28 protein-coding genes are annotated in these 25,059 nt (G+C 46.5%); all 28 read left to right on the top strand.

What is annotated here, in order from left to right:
* Positions 1–200 precede the first annotated feature (200 nt).
* Positions 201–740, top strand: a complete 540-nt coding sequence (hpf, locus tag M5E81_RS08910; RefSeq protein WP_249747304.1) for a ribosome hibernation-promoting factor, HPF/YfiA family — start codon at positions 201–203, stop codon at positions 738–740.
* A gap of 129 nt (positions 741–869) precedes the next feature.
* Positions 870–3,329, top strand: a complete 2,460-nt coding sequence (gene secA, locus M5E81_RS08905; RefSeq protein ID WP_009144771.1) for a preprotein translocase subunit SecA — start codon at positions 870–872, stop codon at positions 3,327–3,329.
* Between the two features lie 118 nt (positions 3,330–3,447).
* Positions 3,448–4,552, top strand: a protein-coding gene (gene prfB / locus M5E81_RS08900) for a peptide chain release factor 2 (RefSeq protein ID WP_187363676.1) whose coding sequence is annotated in 2 segments (ribosomal slippage) — positions 3,448–3,516 and positions 3,518–4,552 — 1,104 coding nt in all. Because the reading frame shifts where the segments join, the coding sequence is not laid out codon by codon here.
* A gap of 28 nt (positions 4,553–4,580) precedes the next feature.
* Positions 4,581–6,680, top strand: coding sequence for a DUF5693 family protein (locus M5E81_RS08895; protein WP_249747303.1), 2,100 nt, complete (start codon positions 4,581–4,583; stop codon positions 6,678–6,680).
* Complete coding sequence (gene csaB / locus M5E81_RS08890; protein ID WP_009144768.1) at positions 6,677–7,759, top strand: polysaccharide pyruvyl transferase CsaB; 1,083 nt, start codon at positions 6,677–6,679, stop codon at positions 7,757–7,759. The genes M5E81_RS08895 and csaB overlap by 4 nt, the downstream gene beginning before the upstream one ends.
* 25 nt (positions 7,760–7,784) lie before the next feature.
* Entirely contained in the window at positions 7,785–8,462 is a 678-nt protein-coding gene (gene ftsE, locus M5E81_RS08885) for a cell division ATP-binding protein FtsE (RefSeq protein WP_009144767.1), read from the top strand.
* Positions 8,452–9,339 (top strand): permease-like cell division protein FtsX, encoded by an 888-nt coding sequence (gene ftsX, locus M5E81_RS08880; protein WP_040564706.1) that lies wholly within the window; start codon positions 8,452–8,454, stop codon positions 9,337–9,339. Before ftsE ends, ftsX begins: the two co-directional genes overlap by 11 nt.
* 14 nt (positions 9,340–9,353) lie before the next feature.
* Positions 9,354–10,499 (top strand): murein hydrolase activator EnvC family protein, encoded by a 1,146-nt coding sequence (locus M5E81_RS08875; RefSeq protein WP_009144765.1) that lies wholly within the window; start codon positions 9,354–9,356, stop codon positions 10,497–10,499.
* 24 nt (positions 10,500–10,523) lie between these two features.
* A complete protein-coding gene (locus M5E81_RS08870) occupies positions 10,524–11,678 on the top strand; it encodes a S41 family peptidase (RefSeq protein WP_040564687.1) in 1,155 nt (384 codons plus the stop codon).
* 12 nt (positions 11,679–11,690) lie between these two features.
* Positions 11,691–12,038, top strand: a complete 348-nt coding sequence (locus M5E81_RS08865) for an arsenate reductase family protein (protein ID WP_249747302.1) — start codon at positions 11,691–11,693, stop codon at positions 12,036–12,038.
* Positions 12,039–12,125: 87 nt separating this feature from the next.
* Positions 12,126–12,689 (top strand): transposase, encoded by a 564-nt coding sequence (locus M5E81_RS08860; protein ID WP_249747006.1) that lies wholly within the window; start codon positions 12,126–12,128, stop codon positions 12,687–12,689.
* Positions 12,620–13,501 (top strand): IS3 family transposase, encoded by an 882-nt coding sequence (locus M5E81_RS08855; RefSeq protein ID WP_249747005.1) that lies wholly within the window; start codon positions 12,620–12,622, stop codon positions 13,499–13,501. Before M5E81_RS08860 ends, M5E81_RS08855 begins: the two co-directional genes overlap by 70 nt.
* Before the next feature lie 163 nt (positions 13,502–13,664).
* The gene (locus tag M5E81_RS08850) at positions 13,665–14,882 is read left to right on the top strand and encodes a DUF1343 domain-containing protein (RefSeq protein WP_009144762.1); all 1,218 of its coding nucleotides are present in this window, start codon (positions 13,665–13,667) and stop codon (positions 14,880–14,882) included.
* A gap of 127 nt (positions 14,883–15,009) precedes the next feature.
* Positions 15,010–15,531: a nitroreductase gene (locus M5E81_RS08845; protein ID WP_249747301.1), complete on the top strand. Its 522-nt coding sequence runs from the start codon at positions 15,010–15,012 to the stop codon at positions 15,529–15,531.
* A gap of 29 nt (positions 15,532–15,560) precedes the next feature.
* Positions 15,561–15,893 carry a 7(1) septoil knot domain-containing protein gene (locus tag M5E81_RS08840; protein ID WP_249747300.1) on the top strand — a complete coding sequence of 111 codons (333 nt, stop codon included), beginning with the start codon at positions 15,561–15,563 and terminating at the stop codon, positions 15,891–15,893.
* Positions 15,894–16,169: 276 nt separating this feature from the next.
* Complete coding sequence (locus M5E81_RS08835) at positions 16,170–16,439, top strand: ribosomal L7Ae/L30e/S12e/Gadd45 family protein (protein WP_244944637.1); 270 nt, start codon at positions 16,170–16,172, stop codon at positions 16,437–16,439.
* A gap of 52 nt (positions 16,440–16,491) precedes the next feature.
* Positions 16,492–16,872 (top strand): 30S ribosomal protein S12, encoded by a 381-nt coding sequence (rpsL, locus tag M5E81_RS08830; protein ID WP_009144758.1) that lies wholly within the window; start codon positions 16,492–16,494, stop codon positions 16,870–16,872.
* A gap of 46 nt (positions 16,873–16,918) precedes the next feature.
* Positions 16,919–17,389, top strand: a complete 471-nt coding sequence (rpsG, locus tag M5E81_RS08825; RefSeq protein WP_009144757.1) for a 30S ribosomal protein S7 — start codon at positions 16,919–16,921, stop codon at positions 17,387–17,389.
* A 35-nt stretch (positions 17,390–17,424) separates the two neighbouring features.
* Entirely contained in the window at positions 17,425–19,527 is a 2,103-nt protein-coding gene (fusA, locus tag M5E81_RS08820; RefSeq protein ID WP_272881125.1) for an elongation factor G, read from the top strand.
* A 39-nt stretch (positions 19,528–19,566) separates the two neighbouring features.
* Complete coding sequence (tuf, locus tag M5E81_RS08815; protein ID WP_009145072.1) at positions 19,567–20,757, top strand: elongation factor Tu; 1,191 nt, start codon at positions 19,567–19,569, stop codon at positions 20,755–20,757.
* 171 nt (positions 20,758–20,928) lie between these two features.
* Positions 20,929–21,240, top strand: coding sequence for a 30S ribosomal protein S10 (gene rpsJ / locus M5E81_RS08810; protein ID WP_021719359.1), 312 nt, complete (start codon positions 20,929–20,931; stop codon positions 21,238–21,240).
* Between the two features lie 15 nt (positions 21,241–21,255).
* Entirely contained in the window at positions 21,256–21,897 is a 642-nt protein-coding gene (rplC, locus tag M5E81_RS08805; protein ID WP_009145385.1) for a 50S ribosomal protein L3, read from the top strand.
* Between the two features lie 32 nt (positions 21,898–21,929).
* Positions 21,930–22,556, top strand: a complete 627-nt coding sequence (gene rplD, locus M5E81_RS08800; RefSeq protein WP_021719361.1) for a 50S ribosomal protein L4 — start codon at positions 21,930–21,932, stop codon at positions 22,554–22,556.
* The gene (rplW, locus tag M5E81_RS08795) at positions 22,556–22,846 is read left to right on the top strand and encodes a 50S ribosomal protein L23 (RefSeq protein WP_210684866.1); all 291 of its coding nucleotides are present in this window, start codon (positions 22,556–22,558) and stop codon (positions 22,844–22,846) included. Before rplD ends, rplW begins: the two co-directional genes overlap by 1 nt.
* Before the next feature lie 23 nt (positions 22,847–22,869).
* On the top strand, positions 22,870–23,700 hold the full coding sequence (gene rplB, locus M5E81_RS08790; RefSeq protein WP_009145388.1) for a 50S ribosomal protein L2: 831 nt from the start codon (positions 22,870–22,872) through the stop codon (positions 23,698–23,700).
* A gap of 31 nt (positions 23,701–23,731) precedes the next feature.
* On the top strand, positions 23,732–24,007 hold the full coding sequence (gene rpsS, locus M5E81_RS08785; protein ID WP_009145389.1) for a 30S ribosomal protein S19: 276 nt from the start codon (positions 23,732–23,734) through the stop codon (positions 24,005–24,007).
* A 20-nt stretch (positions 24,008–24,027) separates the two neighbouring features.
* Positions 24,028–24,360 carry a 50S ribosomal protein L22 gene (gene rplV, locus M5E81_RS08780; RefSeq protein ID WP_009145390.1) on the top strand — a complete coding sequence of 111 codons (333 nt, stop codon included), beginning with the start codon at positions 24,028–24,030 and terminating at the stop codon, positions 24,358–24,360.
* Positions 24,361–24,387: 27 nt separating this feature from the next.
* Positions 24,388–25,056: a 30S ribosomal protein S3 gene (gene rpsC / locus M5E81_RS08775; RefSeq protein ID WP_009145391.1), complete on the top strand. Its 669-nt coding sequence runs from the start codon at positions 24,388–24,390 to the stop codon at positions 25,054–25,056.
* Positions 25,057–25,059 lie beyond the last annotated feature (3 nt).

Here is a 25,059-nt window from a genome sequence, read left to right as displayed (position 1 = left end):
GATGTTAACATCGGTTATAAGCTGTAATCAATATAACACTATTGCAACAAATCTAAGCAAATTAGATAATTTTTGCAAACTTTAGCAGGAGTTTTCGTTCCTATAGCGAAATATAAAAGCAAAGGGATAAAGCCCGAGCCCTTGATAGAAAAATGGTAGCACCGAAGCAATTTGGCGACATACCAAAGGAGGCATTGATTATGAGTGTAAACGTAAAAGGCAGAAACATTGATGTGACCCCGGCTCTGAAAGAGTATGTGGAGAAAAAAATTACCAAGGTTACTAAGCAGTTTAAGACTGTTGGTGACATTTCTGCAGTACTGAAGGTTGAGAAAGGTAACCATATTGTAGAAATTACGGTTCCTGCAAGCGGCATTTTGCTGAGAGCACAGGAAACCACGAAAGATATGTATTCATCTATTGATTTGGTTGTAGAGAAAATTGAACGTCAGATTCACAAATATAAAACTCGTCTGATGAAGAGAAAATACAGCAACTTTGCTGATGCCGCTGTTCCTGCTCCGGCACCTGCTGCGGAAGCTGCTGACGATGGCGAATTCGAAATCATTAAGAATAAACGCTTCATCATGCATCCGATGACTCCGGAAGAAGCAATCCTGCAAATGAATCTGTTGAATCACGATTTCTTCGTATTCTACGATCCCGATCTGGGTGCTACCAATGTAGTTTACCGCCGTAAGGATGGCAAATACGGCTTGCTGAGCCCGGAACTGAAATAAGTGAATATTTTAACCTAAACTTCACAAAAAAGCACAGGATTTGCTCCTGTGCTTTTTGCTTTTTAAGAGAGATTCTGTTATAATTTAAAATTAGGTGTATAGTCTTTTCAAACACCATAATTTTAAGGAGTGATCGTGTTGCTCGAAGGCATTTTAAAGAAAATTTTTGGTGACCCCAACGAAAAAGAAATCAAGAATATTCGTGTAATCGTAGATAAGATTAATAGTCTTGAAAAGGATATGGAAAGTCTTAGCTCTGCCAATTTGGCAGCCAAGACCAGCGAATTTAAAGTACGTTTGCAAAAGGGCGAAACTCTGGACGATATCCTTCCGGAAGCATTTGCCGTTGTCCGTGAAGCTTCCAGACGTGTTACCGGCATGCGTCATTTTGATGTGCAGTTAATCGGTGGCGTAGTGCTCCATCGCGGCAAAATTGCCGAGATGCGTACCGGCGAAGGTAAAACTCTGGTAGCTACTGCGCCTGTATATCTGAACGCACTGACCGGCAAGGGCGTGCATGTTGTAACTGTTAATGATTATCTGGCACGCCGTGACAGCGAGGATATGGGCCGTATTTACAAGTTCCTCGGTCTGTCTGTAGGTCTGATTGTGCATGATATGGATTTCCCAGATCGTAAGGCTGCTTATGCTGCAGATATTACTTACGGTACCAATAACGAATTCGGCTTTGACTATCTGCGTGATAACATGGTAGTTGATGAAAATCAAATGGTTCAGCGTGAGCTGAATTACTGTATTGTCGATGAGGTCGACAGTATCCTGATTGACGAAGCGCGTACCCCGCTGATTATCTCCGGCCCCGGTGAAAAATCCACCGAGCTGTATCAGGTTCTGGCCCGTGTTGTTGCCAACATGGAAGAGGGCGAGGATTACACTGTTGATGAAAAACAAAAACAGGTAGCACCTACCGAAAAGGGTATTGCCAAGGCAGAAAAAATGCTGGGCATCGGCAACCTGTATGACAATGAGCATGGTGTGGACTACTCTCACCAGATTATGTGCGCTCTGAAGGCTAAGGCTTTGATGCACCGCGACCGCGATTATGTGGTTAAGGATGGTCAGGTTATCATCGTTGATGAATTTACCGGCCGTCTGATGTTCGGCCGTCGTTTCTCCGAAGGCCTGCATCAGGCTATCGAAGCTAAGGAAGGCGTAAAGGTAGAACGCGAAAGCCAGACACTGGCAACTATTACCTTCCAGAACTACTTCCGTATGTACAAAAAGCTCGCCGGCATGACCGGTACCGCTAAGACCGAGGAGCAGGAGTTCCAGAAAATTTATAATCTGCCGGTTGTTGTTGTACCTACCAATAAGCCGATGATCCGTATTGACTATCCTGATGTTATCTATAAAACACGTATTGCCAAATACAAGGCAGCAGTCAACGAGATTGAAGAATGCCATAAGTCCGGCCGTCCGGTACTGGTTGGTACTACTTCCATCGCTCAATCCGAAGAGCTGAGCGCTATGCTTAAACGCCGCAACATTCCGCATAACGTGCTGAATGCGAAGTACCATGAAAAAGAGGCTGAGATTATTTCTCATGCAGGCCAATACGGTGCTGTAACCATTGCTACCAACATGGCAGGCCGTGGTACCGATATTACCTTGGGTGAAGGCGTTCCTGAATTGGGTGGTCTGCATATCATCGGTACCGAGCGTCATGAAAGCCGTCGTATCGATAACCAGCTGCGTGGCCGTTGCGCCCGTCAGGGTGACCCCGGTTCTTCCAAGTTCTTCCTGAGCCTGGAGGATGATCTGATGCGTTTGTTCGGCAGTGATAATATTGCCGGCATTATGGACAAGCTGGGCATGGAGGACGATGAGCCGATTGAACACAGCCTTGTTACCAAGTCCATTGAAAATGCGCAGAAGAAGGTTGAAGCACGTAACTTCAGCATTCGTAAGCACGTTCTCGAATATGACGATGTTATGAATCAGCAGCGTGAGGTTATTTACTCTCAGCGTCATAAAATCCTGCATCAGGAAAATCTTAAGGATACCATCAAGGAAATGGTTGATGAAACCGTTGAACGTACTATGACCATGTACGCACCGCCTGAGGTTTACTCTGAGGATTGGGATCTGCAGGCTCTGATTAACTACGCTGAGGATTTCTATGCTCCGCGTGGTCTGCTGACCGTAGATTATCTGCAAAACCTCAGCCGTGAAGAGCTGGCTGAATATCTGCAGAAGGTTGCTGATGACAACTACCAGGCACGTGAGGACGCAATTGGTCCTGAGCTGATGCGCGAGCTGGAAAACCTGGTTATGCTGAAGGTTGTAGACAACCACTGGATGGAGCATCTGGATGCTATGGATATGCTGCGTGAGGGCGTTGGCCTACGTGCATATGGCCAGAAGGATCCGCTGGTTGAGTACAAATTTGAAGCCTACGATATGTTTGAAGCCATGATGGAGGCTATCAAGGAAGACGTTGTTCGTTACATTTACCGCGTCAATGTTATTACCCAGCCGCAGGTTGAAGACCCGCTGGAAAATGCTTCCACCAATAACCCGACTCCCGAGGGTGACGAGGGTAATTTGAAAGCTGAACCCAAGAAATAATTTTTAAGTCAGCAGCCTTGGCTGCTGACTTACTTAGCCTTGTTTGCAAGAACTCGGCAAAACGGCTGAGGCCGTAAATAACTAATATTTGCTACACGAAAGGTTGTGAGGAATTTTGTTGATTGAAGAATATAAGCCTGAAATTACAAATCTGCAAGCAAAATTAGAGGAAATGAGGGGATCTCTTTGACATCGCTGTCAAAGAAGATCGTATTGCAGAATTAGAACATAAAATGGGTGATCCAACTTTTTGGGATGATCCGGAAAAGGCACAAAAAACTGCGCAGGATGTTAACAGCTTAAAGGAAGAGGTTGACGGTTTCCATAAATTAAGCGCAGGTGTTGATGATTTGGAAGCTTTGCAGGAGATGGCTGCCGAAGAAAATGATGAAAGCCTGCTTCCTGAAATGGATGAGCTGCTGGCAAAATGCCGCAGCGAGCTGGAGCATTTGGAATTAGGTATGCTGCTCAGCGGTGAATATGATGCCAATAATGCTATCCTGACACTGCATGCAGGTGCCGGCGGCACCGAAGCGCAGGATTGGACCAGCATGCTGCTGCGTATGTTTACCCGCTTTGCGGAGCAAAACGGTTTTGCGTTGGAAATGCTCGACTATCAGCCGGGTGATGAGGCCGGTGTAAAAAGTGCTACTATCCAGGTTAACGGCCATAATGCTTATGGCTTCTTGCGCTCTGAAAAGGGTGTACACCGCCTGGTGCGCATTTCTCCGTTTGATGCCAATGCCCGTCGTCACACCTCCTTTGCTGCGGTAGACGTAATGCCGGAGCTGGATGATACTGTTGATGTAAATATTAATATGGATGAGGTGCGCGTCGATGTTTACCGTTCCAGCGGTGCCGGCGGTCAGCACGTCAATAAAACCTCCTCTGCTGTACGTATGACACATGAACCGACGGGTATCGTTGTTCAATGTCAGAATGAGCGTTCCCAAATTCAGAACCGTGAGCGCTGCCTGCAGATGCTGCGTGCAAAATTATATGAATACGAAAAGGCTAAGCAGGATGCTCTTGTCAGCGATATTGCCGGTGATTACCAGAATATCGAATGGGGCAGCCAGATCCGTTCCTATGTATTCCAACCCTATACTATGGTTAAGGACCATCGTACCGGCTGCGAAACCGGTAACATTCAGGCTGTTATGGATGGCGATCTGATGCCGTTCGTAGAAGCATATCTGCGCAGTCAGCAGAAAAAGGTTTAATAAAGCGAGGTCTGGATAGGTGAATTTTATGAAAAGCCGATATAATCCTTTGCTTTTGGCAGTAATCGTAATCGGTCTGGTTTGTGCCTTATGGCTGAACGTTGTCCGTCACGATGTTGAACAAAAAAACAATACTGTAGAAATGGCTATGGAGTACGAGGGCTTACGTAAGCTGGCCGCTTTGCAGGGCCTGCTGGAGGAGGATGTACTGCGTCAGTTTAAGGATGCAGGCATCAACTCGCTGATGATTTTCGATACTACGTTGGAGCGCCTGACTAAAAACGGCGAAATCCAGACGGTAACAGGCGGTGAGCTGCGTCAGGCAGCTGCGCTTGGTTCCGGCATGGGTGTTTTCGCTAATGTGGGAGCCGGCGATATTGAAGAAAATGCTGCTTACGTTGCTGCTACTGACAAGCAGTCTGTCTTAGATGATGTAGAGCAGGATTTGTGCCTGCGCTACGGTGCTGACCGTGTAAAGGTTGTAAGTGAAAATCCGCGTATTATCAAAATCAAGGGCAGCACTACACCTCTGCCTGAGGGCAAATACGATGAGCCTCAGGGACTGCTGCAGGCTCCTTTAGGCTTGCCGGTGCAGGATATGCGTAAGGTTGCTGCTTTGGGCTTCAAAATTATCGTACGTCCGCAAAATTATGTGGATGTAACTGATGAGCAGATTGACGGCATTTTTGCCCGCATTAAAGAAGCCGGTGTACCGGTTGATGCCCTGATGCCATGCGGTACAGAGGTTGTAGGTTATCCTAACAAAATGCAGCATTTGGGCGAGCGCATGAAGGAAAACAATATGACGCTGGTAATGCTGGAGCATTACACCCAGCTGCAGTTTGCCAAAATCGACGGCCTGTTGCCGTTGGCTGAGTTCAATGACTACAAGGCTGCCCGTTCCTATGTTATCGACCCTACCGAGCAAAAGAAAATCAGCGTGGGCGAGGCTTTGCGCCGTTGGGCGCTGACGGACGAGGAGCGCAATATCCGTGTGAACTACATCCGTCCCTTCCTGATGCCTGAGGGTGGTCAGGATATTATGAAGACTAACCTGAAATATGTGCGTGATATCAAGGCCAGCGTTGAAGCGCGTGGTTACACTATCGGCGAAGCAGGTGTTTTCAGTGCCGAAAACAAAGATGGCTTTGCACCGTATTTCCCCGCTAAGGTAAGCTTTATTCCTATTGTATTGGCGATTGCCGCCGGTGTAGTGCTGTATCTTGCGCTGCTCTTTAACCTGGGCGGTAAGCAGCAAATAGCACTGTGGGCTGTTTTTTCTGCCGGAGCTTTGGCACTGCTGTTTATCGGCCGCGGCCTGTTTACGCGTCAGCTGCTGGCTTTGGCGGCAGCAAGTGTTTTCCCGGTGCTTTCAATGAATGTTATCTTTAACATTTGGGATAAAAATACGAGTGATAAGCACAGCCTGCTTGCTATCTGCTGGAACGGTATCTGGCAGCTGGCGTTGGCTATTGCTTTATCTTTGGTGGGTGCAGCCTTCCTGTCGGCTATTTTGACAGACAGCCGCTTCCTGCTGGAGATTGATATCTACCGCGGAGTAAAATTAACCTTTATTTTGCCGGTTATGCTGACAGCTGTTCTCTTTATGAAACGCTATGACCTGCTGCAGGTTGTGGGCAAGGGATTGAAAACTCTATGGGAGCGTCTTAACGGTCTGCTGGATACAGGGATTACCTTCCGCCATGTAGCAGTGCTTGCGGTACTGCTGTTTATTGCTTATTATTTTGTCGGCCGCAGCGGTCACACAGGTGGTGTGCCTGTACCGGCAATTGAATTGAAGATGCGTGCTTTCTTAGAGCAGCTGATGTATGCACGTCCGCGCGAAAAAGAATTTATGATCGGGCATCCGGCATTTTTCGTGGCAGTGCTTGCTGTTTACCGTTGCGCACCGCGTTGGTGGCAGTTTGTACTGACCTGTGCTGCCGTTATCGGACAGGGCAGTCTGGTGCAGACCTTCTGTCATATGCGTACACCTGTTGTTATGAGCTTTGTACGTGCTCTCGACGGCTATGCTGTTGGCGTTGTATTCGGCGTAATCGCTGTACTGGTGCTTGGCATGCTGTTGCCTTTAGTTGTTAAGTTTAGAAGGAGATACCTTGAAGAATGAGTAAGATCGTGATTTCCGGATACTATGGATTTGCTAATGCCGGAGATGAAGCTATGCTGACCGCGATCATTAAGGCTTTGCGCAGTACGGAAAAGACCGTGGAGCTGACGGTTATCTCAGGCAATCCGCCCGCTACTGCCGCAAGACACAAGGTGAATTCTCTTCATCGTTTCAGCTTTTGCAAAATTTTTGCTGCCCTCATGGACTGCGACCTGCTGCTCAGCGGCGGTGGCAGTCTTCTGCAGGATATTACCAGCAAGCGCAGTCTGTTATATTATCTGTTTATCCTGGCTTTGGGCCTGCTGCTCAAAAAAAAGGTTATGCTTTTCGGCCAGGGTATAGGTCCTATCCATAACAGACTTATGCGCAGGCTGACTAAATTTATCTGCAGCCGGGTGGATTTAATTACCGTGCGTGACCAGGATTCTTTGTATGAACTGCGTCGCATCGGTGTACCAGCGGAAAAGGTGCAGCTGACAGCCGATTCTGTGTTGACCTTGCCGCAGGAGAGTAAAGAAAAAGGACTAGAGCTGCTGCAGCAGTTTGGTGTACCGCAAGATAAAATGCTGATAGCTATAAGTGTACGTAAATGGCAGGAGGATGACAAGTACCTGCTGGAGCTGGCTAAGGCTGCGGATATTCTGGCTAAGGAATATAAGGCACATATTGTGCTGCTGCCGCTGCAATATCCTGTGGATGTTGCTGCCTGCAACAGATTGCAGCACTTTATGAGGCGCAAGGCAGACAGTACTGTTTTGGAAACCGGCTGTGATACCGAGCAGTTTTTGTCGCTGATGGGTAACTTTAATCTGCTTATCGGTATGCGTCTGCATGCACTGATTTTTGCTGCAGTTATGGAGCTGCCTTTTGTGGCTGTATCCTATGATCCCAAAATTGACGGCTTTGTCAAAGACATTAACGGCATCAGCGCAGGAGCTGTGGAAACACTGCAGGCTGCGCAGGTAGTTTCTTCTGCGCGTAAGGCGCTGGCCTCTGCCAATGCTGCTCATGGACTTTTGGATACATTGAGAGCGAAAGCTTTTTTAAATGCAAAGGAAGCCTTTGATTTATTAAATTGAGAGGAGATTGAAGGTAGTGCTGAAAATGACTGATGTAAGCAAGGTATATCCCGGTGGGTCTGTTGCCTTGCAGAACGTCGATATTCATATTGAACCAGGCGAATTCGTCTTTGTTGTAGGACCTAGCGGCGCTGGTAAGTCTACCTTTATCAAAATGCTGTTCCGTGAGGTTCTGCCGACCACGGGCAGCATTTTTGTTAATGGTGTGGATATTTTATCGCTGACACCCAATGAGATTCCGTATATGAGGCGTCAGCTGGGCATAATTTTCCAGGATTACCGTCTGCTTCCGGACCGTACTGTTTATGAAAACGTAGCTTTTGCTATGGAGGTAATAGAAACACCGCGCCGCAAGATTAAGCGCAGAGTGTTGAACGTATTGGATCTTGTCGGCCTGCGTCACCGTGCCAATGCTTATCCTAATGAGCTGAGCGGCGGCGAGCAGCAGCGTATCGCTATTGCCCGTGCTATTGTCAATGATCCTATTATGGTAATTGCCGACGAACCTACAGGTAACCTGGACCCGGAAACAAGCTGGGATATTATGGAAATCTTTAAGGAAATTAATGCTGAAGGAACTACGATTGTCATGGCAACTCACGATAAAGAAATAGTTGATGCCATGGGCAAGCGCGTTATAGCCATAGAGGACGGGCATATCGTACGTGATGAAGCAAGCGGGGTATATGGCTATGAGCTTTAGTACAAAAGAATATTTTGTTAAGGAAACCTATAAATCTATCAGGCGTAACGGCTTTATGAGCTTTGCTTCTATTTCGACTGTTGCGGTTTCGCTGTTAGTGCTGGGAATGTTTCTGCTGATTTTTCTAAACACCAACAATTTGGCACAGTATCTGGAAAGTCAGGTACAGGTGTCGGTCTATATGCAGGATAATGCTTCTGCGGAGGAGCTGAAAGCAGTAGAGGCGAAGCTGAAGAAGATGCCCGGTGTAGTTAAAGTAACACCGGTAAGCAAGCAGCAGGCTCTGGCACGCTTCAAGGAGCGTCTTGGCGATCAGGAGCAGCTGCTCAACAGTTTGGGTAAGGACAATCCTTTCCCAAATTCCTTTGAGGTGCAGGTGGATAATCCGGAGCGCATCAAGGTTATCACGCCTTCTATCGGACAGCTGCCTAAGGTAGAAACAGCTAAATTCGGTCAGGAGGTTGTGGAGCACCTGTTTTCTCTGACTAAAATATTGCGCTTCGGCGGCATTGTGCTCGTTATATTTTTAGCTATGGCAACGCTGTTTATTATTTCCAATACTATCCGTCTGACGGTTTTTGCCCGCCGTAAGGAAGTTGTCATTATGAAATATGTAGGTGCAACCGACTGGTTTATCCGCTGGCCGTTTTTGCTGGAAGGAATGACCTTAGGCTTTTTCGGCGCTGTGATTGCATCTGTCTGCATTAACAGCCTTTACGCCGGGCTGTTGGAAAGAATCCATGCTACTCTGGCCTTTCTGCCGTTACTGCCCACATCTCCCTTATTGTTTTATGTAACAATATTTTTACTGGCGGCAGGTACCGGTATCGGCGCTTTGGGCAGTTATATCTCCTTGCGTAAGTTCTTGCGCGTTTAAGGGAGGCAGAAGTGATGGAGAAAAAGAAGCTGGGCGGTCTGCTGCTGGCATTATGGCTGGCGGTGCTGCCGCTTTACGGAGCCATGTGCTTTGCCGATACTGCTGATGACAAGCGTGCCGAACTGAATGATGTACGTCAGCGTATGGAGCGGATGCAGACCCGCAAGGAGCAGGCGCGCAGGAAGGCTGAAAGCGCCAGCGCGGAGCTTAGCGAGGTTATGGGCAGCCTTAACGAACTGCAGGCACAGGCTAATAATCTGCAGAAAAAAAGCGATGCTTTGCAGGGAAAAATAAATGATAACCAGGCTAAGCTGGAGAAAAAGCAACAGGAAATGCAGGAGCGGATGCTGATTTATCGCAAGCGTCTGCGTGATATTTATATCAACGGCCAGATAAATTATCTGGATGTGCTTTTGGGTGCCAAGGATTTCAGTGATTTTTCCTCGCGCATGTATTTGCTGCAAAAAATCATCAGCCGCGACCTGGAGCTGTTGGAAAAGCTGAAGCAGGATGCTGCGGAAATCAACAGCCGCAAGGAGCAGCTGGCAGCTGAAATGAAGGAAATCAAGGCTACCCAGACAGAGCTGGAAGCAAAAAAAGCTAAAGTAAATAAGCTGCGTGAGCAGCGTGCCTATATGCTTTACAAGGCACAGGAGGAAGAGCAGTCCAGCCAGGAGGAATATGAGCGTCTGCTGGCTATTTCGGAAAATATCGCCTCTATGCTGCGTAATATGGAAAACGCAGGCGGCGGTGCTCCTGCAGGACAAGGCGGTACAGGTCAGTTTATGTGGCCTTGTAACGGTCCGATTACCTCCTACTATGGTTGGAGAACGCATCCGATTTTCGGTACAACCAAGTACCATAGCGGTATGGATATTGCGGTTGATTCGGGAACGCCGATTCACGCTGCTGACAGCGGCACGATTGTTTACAGCGGTTGGCTTGGAGGCTACGGCAACTGCGTAATGATTGACCATGGCGGCGGTCTGGTAACGCTTTATGCACATAATTCGGCGTTAAATGTTGGTGAGGGGCAATATGTAAGCAAGGGCACGGTAGTTGCCTATGCCGGCAGTACCGGTTATTCTACCGGACCGCACTGTCACTTTGAGGTGCGTCTGCATGGCGAGCTTACGGAGCCGTTAAATTATTTACCGTGACAGATATAAACGGAGGCAAGAAAAGTGTTTAGAAAAAGAAGATGGCAGCTTGCAGCCTGCTGCCTGCTTACAGCGCTGGTGACTATCGCAGCGGTAGTGGGAACAGAAGCTGTGCTGTTAAACAGGTTAACGGGCAGTGCCTCTGAATCGGTGCGTTTTTTGCGTACTATGAATCTTTTAAAGCGTAACTATAATGGTGAAGTAGACAATCACCAGCTGTTTGACGGCGCAATAAAAGGTATGGTAGAAGCTGCAGGCGATCCTTATACAGTTTATCTTAACAGCAAGGATTTTCAGCAGCTGAGTGAAATGACAGGGGGCAGCTTTGGCGGTATCGGTATTGTTTTTGGCAAACGCGGTAATGACTATGTAGTTATTTCTGCTTTGGAGGATAATCCCGGCGCAAAGGCCGGTATTAAGAGCGGTGATATTATTACTGCGATTGACGGCAACCCGACGCGTGATATGAACATGGAGCAGGTAGCCAACAAAATCCGCGGCAAGCATGGCACCGTCGTCAAGCTGGAGCTCAAGGGCAAGGATGGCAAGCTGCGTACTGTGAGCGTTGAGCGTTGCGAAATCAAAAATCCGTCTGTTGGCGGTCAGCTTTTGCCTGATACAAAAATCGGTTATATCAGAATAGCCGTATTTAATGAAAATACCGGTGATGACTTTGCAAAAAAATATGCAGAGTTGGAAAAGCAGGGCATGCAGGCCCTTGTGCTTGATTTGCGCGGCAATCCCGGAGGTGTTTTTGATGCAGGTGTTGCCGTCGCCGGTATGCTGGTGCCTAAGGGACCTATTGTTTCTGTTGTAGATAAAAATGGCAACAAGTATGAAGAAACTTCCAGTCTGGAGAAGGTGAAATATCCTTTGGCTGTGCTTGTTGATCATGGCAGTGCCAGCGCTGCGGAAATTGTTGCCGGTGCGATTAAGGATACCAAAAGCGGTAAGCTTTTCGGTACCAAAACCTTCGGTAAAGGCAGTGTGCAATCGGTATACCGCCTGGACAGCAATACGGCAGTGAAAATTACGGTAGCCAAATATTATACACCGTCCGGTGTTTCTATTCATAATGTAGGTATTGAGCCTGATGTGAAGGTAGAGCTGCCGGAGGATGCTACTGTTGATGTTCAGCTGAAGGCAGCGGAGGACTATCTGCTGCAGCAGCTGCAGTAAGGAGGTATAAAAATGTTATTTATCTGTTACCCAAAATGTTCTACCTGCAAAAAGGCAGAGCAGTATCTGCAGGCTAAAGGCCTGAGCTTTACTGTGCGTGATATCAAGACTGATAATCCGACAGCTGACGAGCTGCGTACCTGGTATGCAGCCAGCGGTTTGCCGCTGAAACGCTTCTTCAACACCAGCGGTAATCTGTATAAGCAGCTGGGACTGAAGGATAAACTGCCGACAATGAGCGAGGACGAGCAGCTTGAGCTGCTTGCAAGCGATGGTATGCTTGTTAAACGTCCGTTGGTAATTTATGACGGCGGCGTGTTGGTTGGCTTTAAAAAGGCTGAATATGACGAGAAGCTCTGATATATTAATTTAAAATAACTTTGAAAAAACAGGCAGAACTTTGATATGTACCCCCAATACTGGACACCCAGTATTGGGGGTATTTTAATGAAATACAGCTATAAGTTCAAAAGACAGTGTGTAGAATTATATCGACAAGGTAAATGGCCTGAAACGCCTAAAGATATAACAGAAAAAAATTTCCACAATACAATCCGAGTTTGGGTTCGGATAGAAGATAAATGTGGTCCAGAAGCATTAAGACATAAAAATCAGAGAAAAACTTGGTCAGCAGAAGAGAAATATGAACTTGTAGCCAAAGTATTAGCTGGTGCGTCAAATAAGGAAACAGCTATTTCTGCAGGAATTAACGCTGGACTCTTGTATCAGTGGGTTAGATGCTATAAAATTAAAGGGTATCAGGGATTGGTCGCACAACGAAAAGGACGACCACCCAAGGAGCCTGAAATGAAGAAAAAAATAGAGCCGGCAGAACTTACTCCATCAGAACGAGAAGAAATGATTCTGCTCAGAGCAGAAAATGAGCGCTTGAGAGCGGAGATTGCTATTGTAAAAAAAGAGATTGCCTTGAGAGAAGAGAGATGCGCAGCGCAACTCAAGGCGAAAAAGCTGCGCTCGTCCAAAAACTGCGTGAAGAAGGTTACAAACTGAATTATTTGCTGGATGCGATTGGACTGTCGCGTTCAACGTACTATTACGAGCTTAGCAAGACAGATAAAGTTAGCGAACGAAATGCCGACTTATCATCCGAAATTATTGTTATCTTCAACGAGAACAAAAAGCGATATGGTGTAAGGCGCGTACATAAGGAGCTTCTGAATCGAGGTTTTCGAGTAAATCACAAGCGTGTCCAACGAATCATGAATCAGCTTACCTTGTTTGGAAAATGTCCCAAGGAAAAATACCACTCCTATAAAGGCGATGTTGGCAAAGTTGCTGATAATATCATCAATCGAGATTTCAATACCGAAAAACCTTTGCAAAAGTGGACAACCGATGTATCGCAGTTCAATCTGCCTTGGGGCAAATGTTATCTTTCTCCGATTTTGGATATGAACAGCAATGAAATAATCTCTTACAATCTTTCTCTACATCCAGATATGGCGCAAATAAAGGACATGCTGAAAAAGGCATTTAAAGGTTTTCCTTCTGTAAAAGGTCTTATTATGCACTCAGATCAAGGATGGCAATATCAGCATGCATTTTATAGGAATGAATTGCAAAAGCACGGAATCATTCAATCAATGTCTAGGAAAGGTAACTGCTATGACAACTGTATTATGGAAACTTTCTTTGGCAGATTAAAAAACGAGATGTTCTACGGATTTGAAAAAGATTACCCTTCGTTTGAATCTTTTTCAAACGCTATAGCTGAGTACATCGATTATTATAACAACAAAAGAATTCAAGCTAAAACAAAATGGATGCCTCCCTCTAAATTCAGAGAAGCATCCATGATGTAAATATAATTATTCAAATTTTTAGCGGTGTCCAGAAAACTGGGTACATATCACTTATGCGACAGGTCTGTCTGTTTTTTCTCTTTCGGAAGAACAGCTTACTTTATCGTCACGGAAACGGCAAATGTGCTAAAATATACTTAGAATTATTTTTGGGAGGGGTTTAATGAAAAAGTTGTTATGCATATTATGCAGTTTATTGATAGTGCTGTTTGCAGCAACAAGCTTTGCGGCAGCCGGGGAAAAAAGAGTTGTATTAGGTATTGAACGCATTGATGAGCCGTTTGCTAAGCAGCTGCTTGCAGGGAAAAGGCTGGGACTTTTTACTAATCAGTCCGGCGTGGACAGCAAGCTTCGCAGCAGCACAGAGCTGCTGCAGAAGAGCTATAATCTGACGGCACTGTTTGTGCCTGAGCATGGATTGTTCGGCGCTGTGGCGGCAGGCGAAACCTTTGAGAGTCACACCTATAAGGATATACCTGTACACAGTCTGTATGGAGAAGATCGCAGGCCTACGGCAAAAATGCTGGATGAGATTGACACTATGGTGGTTGATATTCAGGATGTCGGCATTCGTCACTATACATATTTTTCTTCGCTTGCTTATATAATGGAAGAATGTGCCAAAGCGAAAAAGCAGGTTGTTGTTTTGGACCGCCCTAATCCTTTAGGCGGTGCTATGCAGGGACCGGTTCTCAAGCCGGAATATAAAACTTTTATCGGGCTTTACGAGCTGCCGTTGCGTCATGGTCTTACTATAGGTGAATTTGCAAGCTATATCAACGCTACGCAGCATATCGGCTGTGAGCTGGCGGTGGTGTCTATGAAGGGATGGTCACGCAGAGAGCTGTGGCAGGATACAGGCCTGCCATGGGTACAGACATCTCCGCTGATTCCTACGGCGGCGACCGCTTTCCTGTATGGCGCTACCGGTGTAAGCGGTGACAGTAATCTTTCCGTGGGTGTCGGGACAGCTAAACCGTTTTATTTTCTGGGAGCACCTTTTGCTGATGCGGATGCCGTAAAGGCAGCCTTAGATGAAAAGCAGCTTGCTGGCGTGGCTTTTAGAGCAGCACGCTTTACACCGCGTTACGGCACCTATAGCGGTGAGCTGGTGCAGGGCGTAGAAATTTATCTTACGGATTTACGTAAGGTTAATCTGCCTGAGCTGGATTATATTTTGTTTACTACATTTAAAGAATTATATCCGGAGCAGGTAAAAACGCCGGAGCGCGGTTATGGCAGCAAAGGCTATAAGCTGGATATTGCGCTTGGAGAAAGCAGCTTGCGTGAAGGTGAAGCGCCAAAAACAGCTTTTGCGCGTTGGCATCAGGAGTGCGCGGCCTTTGAGCAGCAGGTAAAGCCTTATCTGCTGTACAAGTAAAGCTGCAGAGAAATTAACATTTTTGTTGCATTTTCCGGCAGGATAATAACGGCGCAGGCAAGAATAAAATTAATACAGCGTAACAGCGTAAAATTTTATTTCATTAACGATAAGGAGCTGACATATAATGAATGCAGAATTACAGGCTTTAAAGGAACGCAGAAGCGTTCGCAAATATAAGGCAGACATGGTGCCGCAGGAGCTGATTGACCAGGTTATCGATGCCGGTCTTTATGCTGCCAGCGGTCATGGTACGCAGGAAGTAATTATTGTTGCGGTAACCAATAAAGAGGTTCGCGACAAACTGGCGCAGATGAACCGTGAAATTTTGGGCACAAGCATCGACAGTTTTTATGGCGCACCTGTGGTTCTTGTTGTTTTGGGACCTAAAAGCAATAAGCTTACTCCCTATGACGGCAGCCTGGTAATGGGCAACCTGATGCAGGCGGCTCATGCCGTAGGTCTTGGCAGCTGCTGGATTAACCGTGCTAAGGAAGAGTTTGCTTCCGAAGAAGGCAAACAGTTGCTGAAAGAATGGGGTATTGAAGGAGAGTATGAGGGCGTAGGCCACTGCATCCTCGGTTATGCTGACGGACCTGTGCCTCAGGCTGCTCCGCGTAAAGCAAACCGTGTATTTTACGTAAAATAAAAGCGTCCTTAACGAAAGGGGGAAGAGGAATGCTGAAAAAAACTGTTCTTTGCTTAAGTCTGCTGCTGATTGCTGCATTTCCCTGTATCGCGGGAGCTGCTACTCCTATCAACAGCGCAGGCTACTATAAAAATATCAAGCTGTGCGGTAAAGTGAAAATTGTTGACAGTTTTCCTGATATTAAGGTAAAGGTTGTCGACAGCTTCCCTGATTTAAAAGTAAAGGTTGTCCAAAGCTTTCCCAATAATATAGGCGAGTGGCAATTTGTAGAGTACGGTGAAGATTTCAGAGTTCGGTTTGTTGATAGTTTTCCGGATATAAAAATCAAATACGTTTCTTCCTTCCCGGGCGTGGCAAAATAATATACATATGAGCTGTCAGAAGTGTTGGCAGCTCTTTTTTTATGCGATATTTAAGGTGAAAGCTCTGTTGAAAAAGTACTCCTTGGGTGTACTTTATGTATGAAGAAATAGTCAATGAAACACTTGGATACGTGTAAAGAAAGAAGCGCATTAACACGGCAAAAAGCGCTACTAAATTTTTTAAAAAAGTTGCTAAAAAGTGTTGACAGCTTGTGCATGAGATGTTACAATATACAAGTATCGCGGGAGAGCTATGCGCTCGATGAAGGAGGTAACATGATGGCACTTGAAGCTTTAAAGCAAGCTGAAAAGCATACTGTAGGCGTTAAGCAGACAGAAAAAGCTGTAGCAAGACAAGTTGCCGCTGTCGTCTATATCGCAAGTGATGCGGACGAGAGAGTTACCGGCAGGCTGATGCAACTGTGTCGGGAAAATTCAGTACCGGTTGAAAACACAGAAACGATGCTGGAAATCGGCAGAGCCTGCGGCATAAACGTCAAAGCAGCAGCGGCTGCGATACTTAAAGCCGATAAGGGCTTGGCGTGAGCTGAGTTTTTATAATCATTAAAATCTAATTGTTTGGAAAGGAGGTGCCGATATGCCCACAATTAACCAATTGGTTCGCAAAGGTAGAGAGGTTCTGAAAAGCAAATCTACTGCACCGGCATTGAAAGAATGCCCGCAAAAACGTGGCGTCTGCACTCGTGTTTACACCACTACCCCGAAGAAACCTAACTCTGCACTTCGTAAAGTAGCTCGTGTACGTTTGACCAACGGCATCGAAGTTACTGCTTATATCCCGGGTATCGGCCATAATCTTCAGGAACACAGTGTTGTTCTGATCAGAGGCGGAAGAGTCAAGGACCTTCCTGGTGTGCGTTACCATATCATTCGTGGTGCTCTTGATACTGCAGGCGTTGCTAACCGCAACCAATCTCGCTCCAAGTACGGTGCAAAACGTGCTAAAGCAAAGAAATAATTTCAAGAAAACATTAAGAATGATTTAATCCTAAGGAGGGAAACACATGCCGAGAAAAGGCCCTGTAACTAAAAGAGACGTACTGCCGGATCCGGTGTACGGTTCTAAGCTTTTAACTAGATTTATCAATAAAATTATGCTCGACGGCAAAAAAGGCGTTGCAGAACGTATTGTATACGATGCATTCGACCTGGTTCGTGCAAAGACTGGCAAAGATCCTTTGGAAGTGTTCGATGCTGCTATGCAGAACGTAATGCCGCTGCTGGAAGTTCGTGCCCGTCGTGTTGGTGGTGCAAACTACCAAGTACCTGTTGAAGTACGTGCTGACCGCAAAACCACCCTGGGTATCCGTTGGCTGGTAAACTACTCTCGTCTGCGTGGTGAGCGCACCATGTACGAGCGTGTAGCTGGTGAGATCATGGACGCTTCCAATGGCACTGGCGCAGCTGTTAAGAAACGCGAAGATACCCACAAGATGGCAGAAGCAAACAAAGCATTTGCTCATTACCGCTGGTAATGACCTGTCTCAGTTAATTTGAGGAGGATAAAGAAGTGGGCAGATTAATTCCGCTTGAGAGAACTAGAAATATCGGCATCATGGCTCACATCGATGCTGGTAAAACCACCACAACCGAACGTATTCTGTTCTATACCGGCAGAGTACATAAGATTGGTGAAACCCATGAAGGTGCTGCTACCATGGACTGGATGGTTCAGGAACAAGAGCGTGGTATTACCATCACCTCTGCTGCAACCACCTGCTACTGGGAAGGTTCCGAGCACCAATTCGATAAACATCGTATCAATATCATTGATACCCCGGGTCACGTTGACTTTACTGTAGAAGTTGAACGTTCCCTGCGTGTACTTGATGGTTCCGTTGCAGTTTTCTGTGCTAAGGGCGGTGTTGAGCCTCAGTCCGAAACCGTATGGCGTCAGGCTGACAAATACCATGTACCCCGTATGGCATATGTAAATAAAATGGATATTACCGGTGCAGACTTCTATCGTGTAATTGACATGATGAAGACCCGTCTGAATGCCAATGCAGTACCTATTCAACTGCCTATCGGCTTTGAAGATACTTTCGAAGGCATGATCGACCTGATCAAAATGAGAGCAATCGTTTATGATGATGCACTCGGTAAAGAAGAAGAGTTCGTAGAAATCCCGGCTGACATGAAAGAAAAAGCTGAGGAATACCGTGCAGCATTGGTTGAAGCTGTTGCTGAATCCGATGACGAGCTGATGATGAAATATTTGGAAGGCGAAGAGCTGACCGAAGAAGAAATCCTGGCTGGTATCCGTAAAGCAACTATCGCTTGCAAAATGACTCCGGTTTGCTGCGGTTCTTCCTACAAAAACAAAGGCGTTCAACCGATGCTGGACGCTGTAATCCAATTCATGCCTGCACCGACAGATGTTCCTAACATCAAAGGTGTAAACCCTGAAACCGGCGAAGAAGATGAGCGTCCGTCCAGCGACGAAGCTCCGTTCTCTGCACTGGCATTCAAGATTGCTACCGACCCGTTTGTTGGTAAGCTGGCATTCTTCCGTGTATACTCCGGTACCTTGACTGCTGGTTCTTATGTATATAACTCCACTAAAGGTAAACGCGAGCGTATCGGTCGTATCCTGCAAATGCATGCTAACCACCGCGAAGAAATTGAACAAGTTTACTCCGGTGATATCGCAGCTGCTGTAGGTCTGAAAGACACCACTACCGGTGATACTCTCTGCGATGAGAAAAACGAGATCATCCTCGAATCTATGGTATTCCCTGATCCTGTAATCTCCGTTGCAGTTGAACCTAAAACTAAAGCTGACCAGGAAAAAATGGGCATCGCCCTGCAAAAACTGGCAGAAGAAGATCCGACCTTCCGTGTTCACACTGATCCTGAAACCTCCCAAACCATTATTTCCGGTATGGGCGAGCTTCACCTGGACATCATTGTTGACCGTCTGCTGCGCGAATTCAAAGTAGGCTGCACTGTTGGTAACCCGCAGGTTGCTTATCGCGAAACCATTCGCAAAGCTGTTAAATCCGAAGGTAAATTTGTTCGTCAGTCCGGTGGTAAAGGCCAATATGGTCATTGCTGGCTGGAAATCACTCCGCGTGAACCTGGCGAAGGCTTCCTGTTTGAAAACAAAGTTGTTGGCGGCGCTATTCCTAAGGAATACATCGCTCCTATCGAAGCAGGCGTTAAAGAAGCTATGGAAAACGGCGTAGTTGCTGGTTATCCGATGGTTGATATCGCAGTTACTGTTTATGATGGTTCTTACCATGAAGTCGATTCTTCTGAAATGGCATTTAAGATTGCCGGTTCTATGGGCTTCAAGTCCGGTGCTGAAAAAGCTAACCCGGTTATCCTTGAGCCTTACATGAAAGTAGAAATTACTGTTCCTGAAGAATACATGGGCGACGTAATCGGCGACATCAACTCCCGCCGTGGCCGCATCGAAGGCATGGAAGCTCGTAACGGTGCACAAGTAATCAATGCATTCGTTCCGCTGGCTGAAATGTTTGGTTATGCTACCGACCTGCGCAGCAAAACCCAAGGCCGTGGTAACTACTCCATGGAAGTAGACCACTACGAAGACGTTCCCAGAAACATTGCTGAGGCAATTATTGCTAAAAACAAAGGCACCAACTAAGCCTAGTTTTAACAAACAACCTTAAGGAGGAAATTCACAATGGCAAAAGCTAAATATGAAAGAACTAAACCGCATCTGAATATCGGCACCATCGGTCACGTTGACCATGGCAAGACTACTCTGACTGCTGCTATCACCAAAGTACTGGCTGAAAAAGGCGGCGCTGAATTCATGGACTACTCCATGATCGATAAAGCTCCGGAAGAACGTGAACGTGGTATTACCATCAATACCTCTCACGTTGAATATGAAACCGCAACCCGTCACTATGCACACGTTGACTGCCCGGGCCATGCTGACTATGTAAAGAACATGATCACCGGCGCTGCTCAGATGGACGGCGCAATCCTGGTAGTATCCGCTGCTGACGGCCCGATGCCTCAGACTCGTGAGCACATCCTGCTGGCTCGCCAAGTAGGCGTACCTGCAATGGTAGTATTCCTGAACAAAGTAGATATGGTTGACGACGAAGAGCTGCTGGAACTGGTAGAAATGGAAGTTCGCGAACTGCTGAGCTCCTATGACTTCCCCGGCGATGACATTCCTGTTGTTGCAGGTTCCGCTCTGAAAGCTCTGGAAGGCGACCCGAAATACGAAGCAAAAATCATGGAACTGATGGACGCAGTTGACAGCTACATTCCGCTGCCGGAACGTGCAACCGACAAACCGTTCCTGATGCCTGTCGAGGACGTATTCACCATCACCGGTCGTGGTACCGTTGCTACCGGCCGTGTAGAGCGTGGTACTGTTAAAGTTGGCGATACTGTAGAAATCGTTGGTATGAAAGACGAGAAAAAATCTACCGTAGTAACTGGCGTTGAAATGTTCCGCAAACTGTTGGACGAAGCAGTAGCCGGCGATAACATCGGCTGCCTGCTGCGTGGTGTTGACCGTAAAGAAATCGAGCGTGGCCAAGTACTGTCCAAACCGGGCAGCATTCATCCGCACACCAAATTCAAAGGTGAAGTTTATGTACTGACCAAAGAAGAAGGCGGCCGTCACACTCCGTTCTTCAACGGCTACCGTCCGCAATTCTATTTCCGTACTACCGACGTAACCGGCGTAACCGAACTGCCGGAGGGCGTAGAAATGGTAATGCCTGGCGATAACGTAACCATGGAAGTAGAACTGATCACCCCGATCGCTATCGAAAAAGGTCTGCGCTTCGCTATCCGTGAAGGCGGCCGTACCGTTGGCGCTGGCGTTGTTTCCGAAGTAGAAGAGAAATAATTTTAGTTAGATCCCTGGAAGAATATGAGGGGGGTTAACCTCCCCTCTATTCTTATGTTTGTTGGTATGGCCCTGCGATGATGTGAAAGGTTGCTTGCCTGTTAGACAGGGAGATTTTCACGGAGTATGTCCGTTCATAGAAACTGGGCGAATTTAGGAGGATATTTTTTAATGGCTAAGTCTCAAAAGATTAGAATACGCCTGAAAGCGTATGATCATAAAGCACTTGACCAAAGTGCTTCTAAGATTGTAGAAACTGCAAAACGTACCGGTGCACAAGTTTCCGGTCCGATTCCCCTTCCTACAGAAAAAAACATTTACACTATTCTGCGTTCTCCGCATGTTAACAAAGATTCCCGTGAGCAATTCGAAATGCGTACTCACAAACGTCTTGTAGACATTCTGGAACCCACCGGTAAGACTGTTGACGCTCTGATGCGTCTTGACCTGCCCGCTGGCGTAGATATTGAAATTAAACTGTAAGGAGGAGGTGCAATAATGGCTAAAGGTATCTTAGGCAAAAAACTGGGCATGACCCAAATTTTTGAAGCTGATGGCAGACTGATTCCTGTTACTGTTGTAGAAGCAGGACCCTGCGTTGTACTTCAAAACAAAACCGAAGAAACAGACGGTTATAATGCTGTTCAACTTGGTTTTGGTGAAATTAAAGAAAAACATACCACCAAACCGATGAAAGGCCATTTTGACAAAGCTGGTGTAACACCGGTCAAATTTGTCAGAGAGCTGCGTCTGGCTGCTCCTTCCGAATATGCGGTAGGCGATAAAATCGCTGCTGATATTTTTGCTGCAGGCGAATTGATTGACGCAAGCGGCGTTTCCCGCGGCAAAGGTTTTGCAGGCACTATTAAGCGCCACAATTTCTCTCGCGGACCTATGAAACATGGTTCTAAGTCTCATCGTGAGCCTGGTTCTATGGGCCCCATGCATTCCGGTCCTGGCGGCCGTGTAATCAAAGGCAAAAAACTGCCTGGCCGTATGGGTAATGCAAATGTAACTGTTCAACGTCTGACCGTTGTTAAGGTTGACGCAGAACGTAATCTTATTCTGGTTAAGGGTGCTATTCCGGGTGCTACTGGTTCTTACGTAGTACTGAAGGAAACCGTAAAACCTAACAAATAATAAGATAAGCGAAAGAAAGGAGGATGCTTCTAATGCCGAAGTTATCAGTATATGATCTTTCCGGTGCACAAACCGGTGAAATAGAATTAAATGATTCCGTATTTGGCGCTGAGTTCAATGAAGCTGTAGTACATCAAGCAGTTGTAATGCAGCTGGCAAACCAACGTCAAGGAACTTCCGCTACTAAAACCCGTGCTATGGTACGCGGTGGCGGTCGTAAACCCTGGAAACAAAAAGGTACTGGCCGCGCTCGTTGCGGTTCCAACCGTTCTCCCGTATGGGTTGGCGGTGGTACCACTTTTGGTCCCCAACCCCGCAGCTATGCAAAGAAAATGCCTCGTAAAGCACGTCGCTTAGCTCTGTGCTGCGCACTGTCTGCTAAAGTAGCAGCTGGTGAACTGGTAGTTGTTGAAGGTCTGGCTTTTGACGCTCCGAAAACTAAACAAGTAGCTTCTCTGCTGAAAGCTTTTGAAGCTGTTGACACTAAAGCTCTGTTGATTACCGATGGTTCCAACGAAAACGTTGCTCTTTCCGCACGTAACATGCCGAAAGTAACCACCATCACCAACATGGGTCTGAACTGCTTTGATATCCTGAACAGCAAAAAGGTATTCCTTGCTAAAGATGCTGTAGAAAAAATTGAGGAGGTGCTCGCATAATGGCTGCTAATCCTCGCGATATACTGATTCGTCCCATCATCACTGAAAAGACTTCTCAGATGATGCAGGAGAACAAATACACCTTCCAGGTTCCCCTGGATGCTAACAAAGTGGAGATTCGCCAAGCTGTAGAGGCGATTTTCAAAGTTAAAGTATTGAATGTAAATACCATCCGCGTACTGGGCAAAACCAAACGCATGGGTAAATATGTTGGCAAACGTTCCGATTATAAGAAAGCTATCGTGAAGCTTGCTGAAGGCAATACGATTCCCCTTTTCGAAGGAATGTAATTAACGTATAGGAGGTAAATTAAATGGCTATTAAAAGCTTTAATCCGTATTCTCCTTCCAGACGCTTTATTACTGTGTCTGCCTTCGAAGAGATTACGACTGACAAGCCTTACCGCCCGCTTGTTGAAAAACTTGGTAAACATGCAGGCCGTAATAATACCGGTAAAATGACTGTTCGTCATCAAGGCGGCGGTCATAAAAAACAATATCGTATCATTGATTTCAAGCGTACCAAAGACGGCATTCCGGCTAAGGTTGCTACCATTGAATACGATCCTAACCGTAACGCTCGTATCGCTCTGATCAACTATGTTGACGGCGAAAAACGTTACATCATCGCTCCGCTTGATTTGAAAGTTGGCGATATCGTAGTAAGCGGTCCTGACGCAGATATCAAAACCGGTAACTGCCTGCCGCTGAAAAACATTCCGCTTGGTACTACCGTACACAACGTGGAAATGAAAATTGGTAAAGGCGGCCAAATGGCTCGTAGTGCTGGTACCAGCGCACAGCTGATGGCTAAAGAGGGCGACTACGCTCTGCTCCGTCTTCCTTCTGGCGAAATCCGTAAAGTACATATCAACTGCCGTGCAACCATCGGTCAAGTTGGTAACATTGATGCTGAAAACATCTGCATCGGTAAAGCTGGCCGCAGCCGTTGGCTGGGTATCCGTCCTGCTAACCGCGGTGTTGTTATGAATCCTAACGACCATCCGCATGGTGGTGGTGAAGGTCACTCCCCCGTTGGTCGTAAACGTCCTGTTACTCCTTGGGGTAAATGTGCATTCGGTACTCGTACTCGCAGAGAGAAGAAAGCTTCTACTAAGTTAATTCTGAAACGTAGAACTAAATAATAAAACAGGATAAGGAAAGGAGGCTAACCTAGTGTCCAGATCAGTTAAAAAAGGACCTTTTGTCCATGCAAGTCTTTTGAAAAAGATTGACGTGCTTAATGCCGCTAATGATAAAAAAGTTGTTAAGACCTGGTCTCGCAGCTCTACTATTCTTCCGTCTTTCGTTGGTCACACCATTGCGGTTCATGACGGACGCAAACATGTTCCGGTATTCATTACCGAGGATATGGTAGGCCACAAATTAGGAGAATTCGCTCCTACTCGTACTTACAAAGGTCACGCAGATAAGAGCACCGGCTTAAAATAAGGGGAAAGGGGGACCAAACAATGGAAGCAAAGGCAATTGCAAAATATATCCGTATTGCGCCGCGCAAACTGCGCATCGTAATCAATCTCATCCGCGGCAAATCCGTTGGTGAAGCATTCGCGATCCTCAAATATACCCCGAAGGTTGGTTCTGAGGTAATCGAGAAAGTTCTGCGCAGTGCAGTAGCAAACGCAGAGCACAATTTTGACATGAACGTGGATAACCTGATCGTATCCTACTGTGCAGTAGATCAAGGTCCGACCATGAAACGTATTCATCCTCGTTCCCGTGGACAGGCTTTCAAAATTCTGAAACGTTCTAGCCACGTAACTGTAGCAGTTAAAGAAAAATAATATCCCGTCAGAAGGAGGGAAAAGATAGTGGGTCAAAAAGTTAATCCGCATGGTCTCCGTGTTGGCGTTATCAAAGGCTGGGATTCCAAATGGTACGCTGGCAAAGACTATGAGAAATTCTTGTTAGAAGACATTAAAATCCGTGAGTTCATCAAAGAAAAACTGTTCCTGTCCGGTATATCTAAAGTAGAAATCGAACGCGCATCTAATAAAGCCCGCATTTCCATCCATACTGCAAAACCTGGTATGGTAATCGGTCGTCAAGGCAGCAACATCGAACTGCTGAAATCCGACCTGAAGAAAATGACTGAGAGCGCTATCGAAATCAACATCGTAGAAGTTAAAACCCCGGATATGGACGCAACCTTGGTTGCAGAGAACATTGCAGCACAGCTGGAACGCCGTATCGCTTTCCGTCGTGCTATGAAACAATGCGTTGGCCGTACCATGCGTATGGGTGCTAAAGGTATCAAAATTACCTGCGGCGGTCGTCTTGGCGGTGCTGAAATTGCACGCAGCGAATCCTATCGTGAAGGCAGCATTCCTCTGCACACCCTGCGTGCTGACATCGATTATGGCACTGCAGAAGCACATACCACTTATGGCCGTATCGGCATTAAGGTATGGATTTACAAAGGTGAAGTTCTTCCTGAAAGCAAAGAAGCAGCTAAAGTTGCTCCGGCAAAGGAGGCATAATCA

The sequence above is a fragment of the Phascolarctobacterium succinatutens genome, assembly GCF_023497905.1.
GTDB classification, from domain to species: domain Bacteria; phylum Bacillota; class Negativicutes; order Acidaminococcales; family Acidaminococcaceae; genus Phascolarctobacterium_A; species Phascolarctobacterium_A succinatutens.
This window is presented reverse-complemented; position numbering and strand designations above follow the sequence as displayed.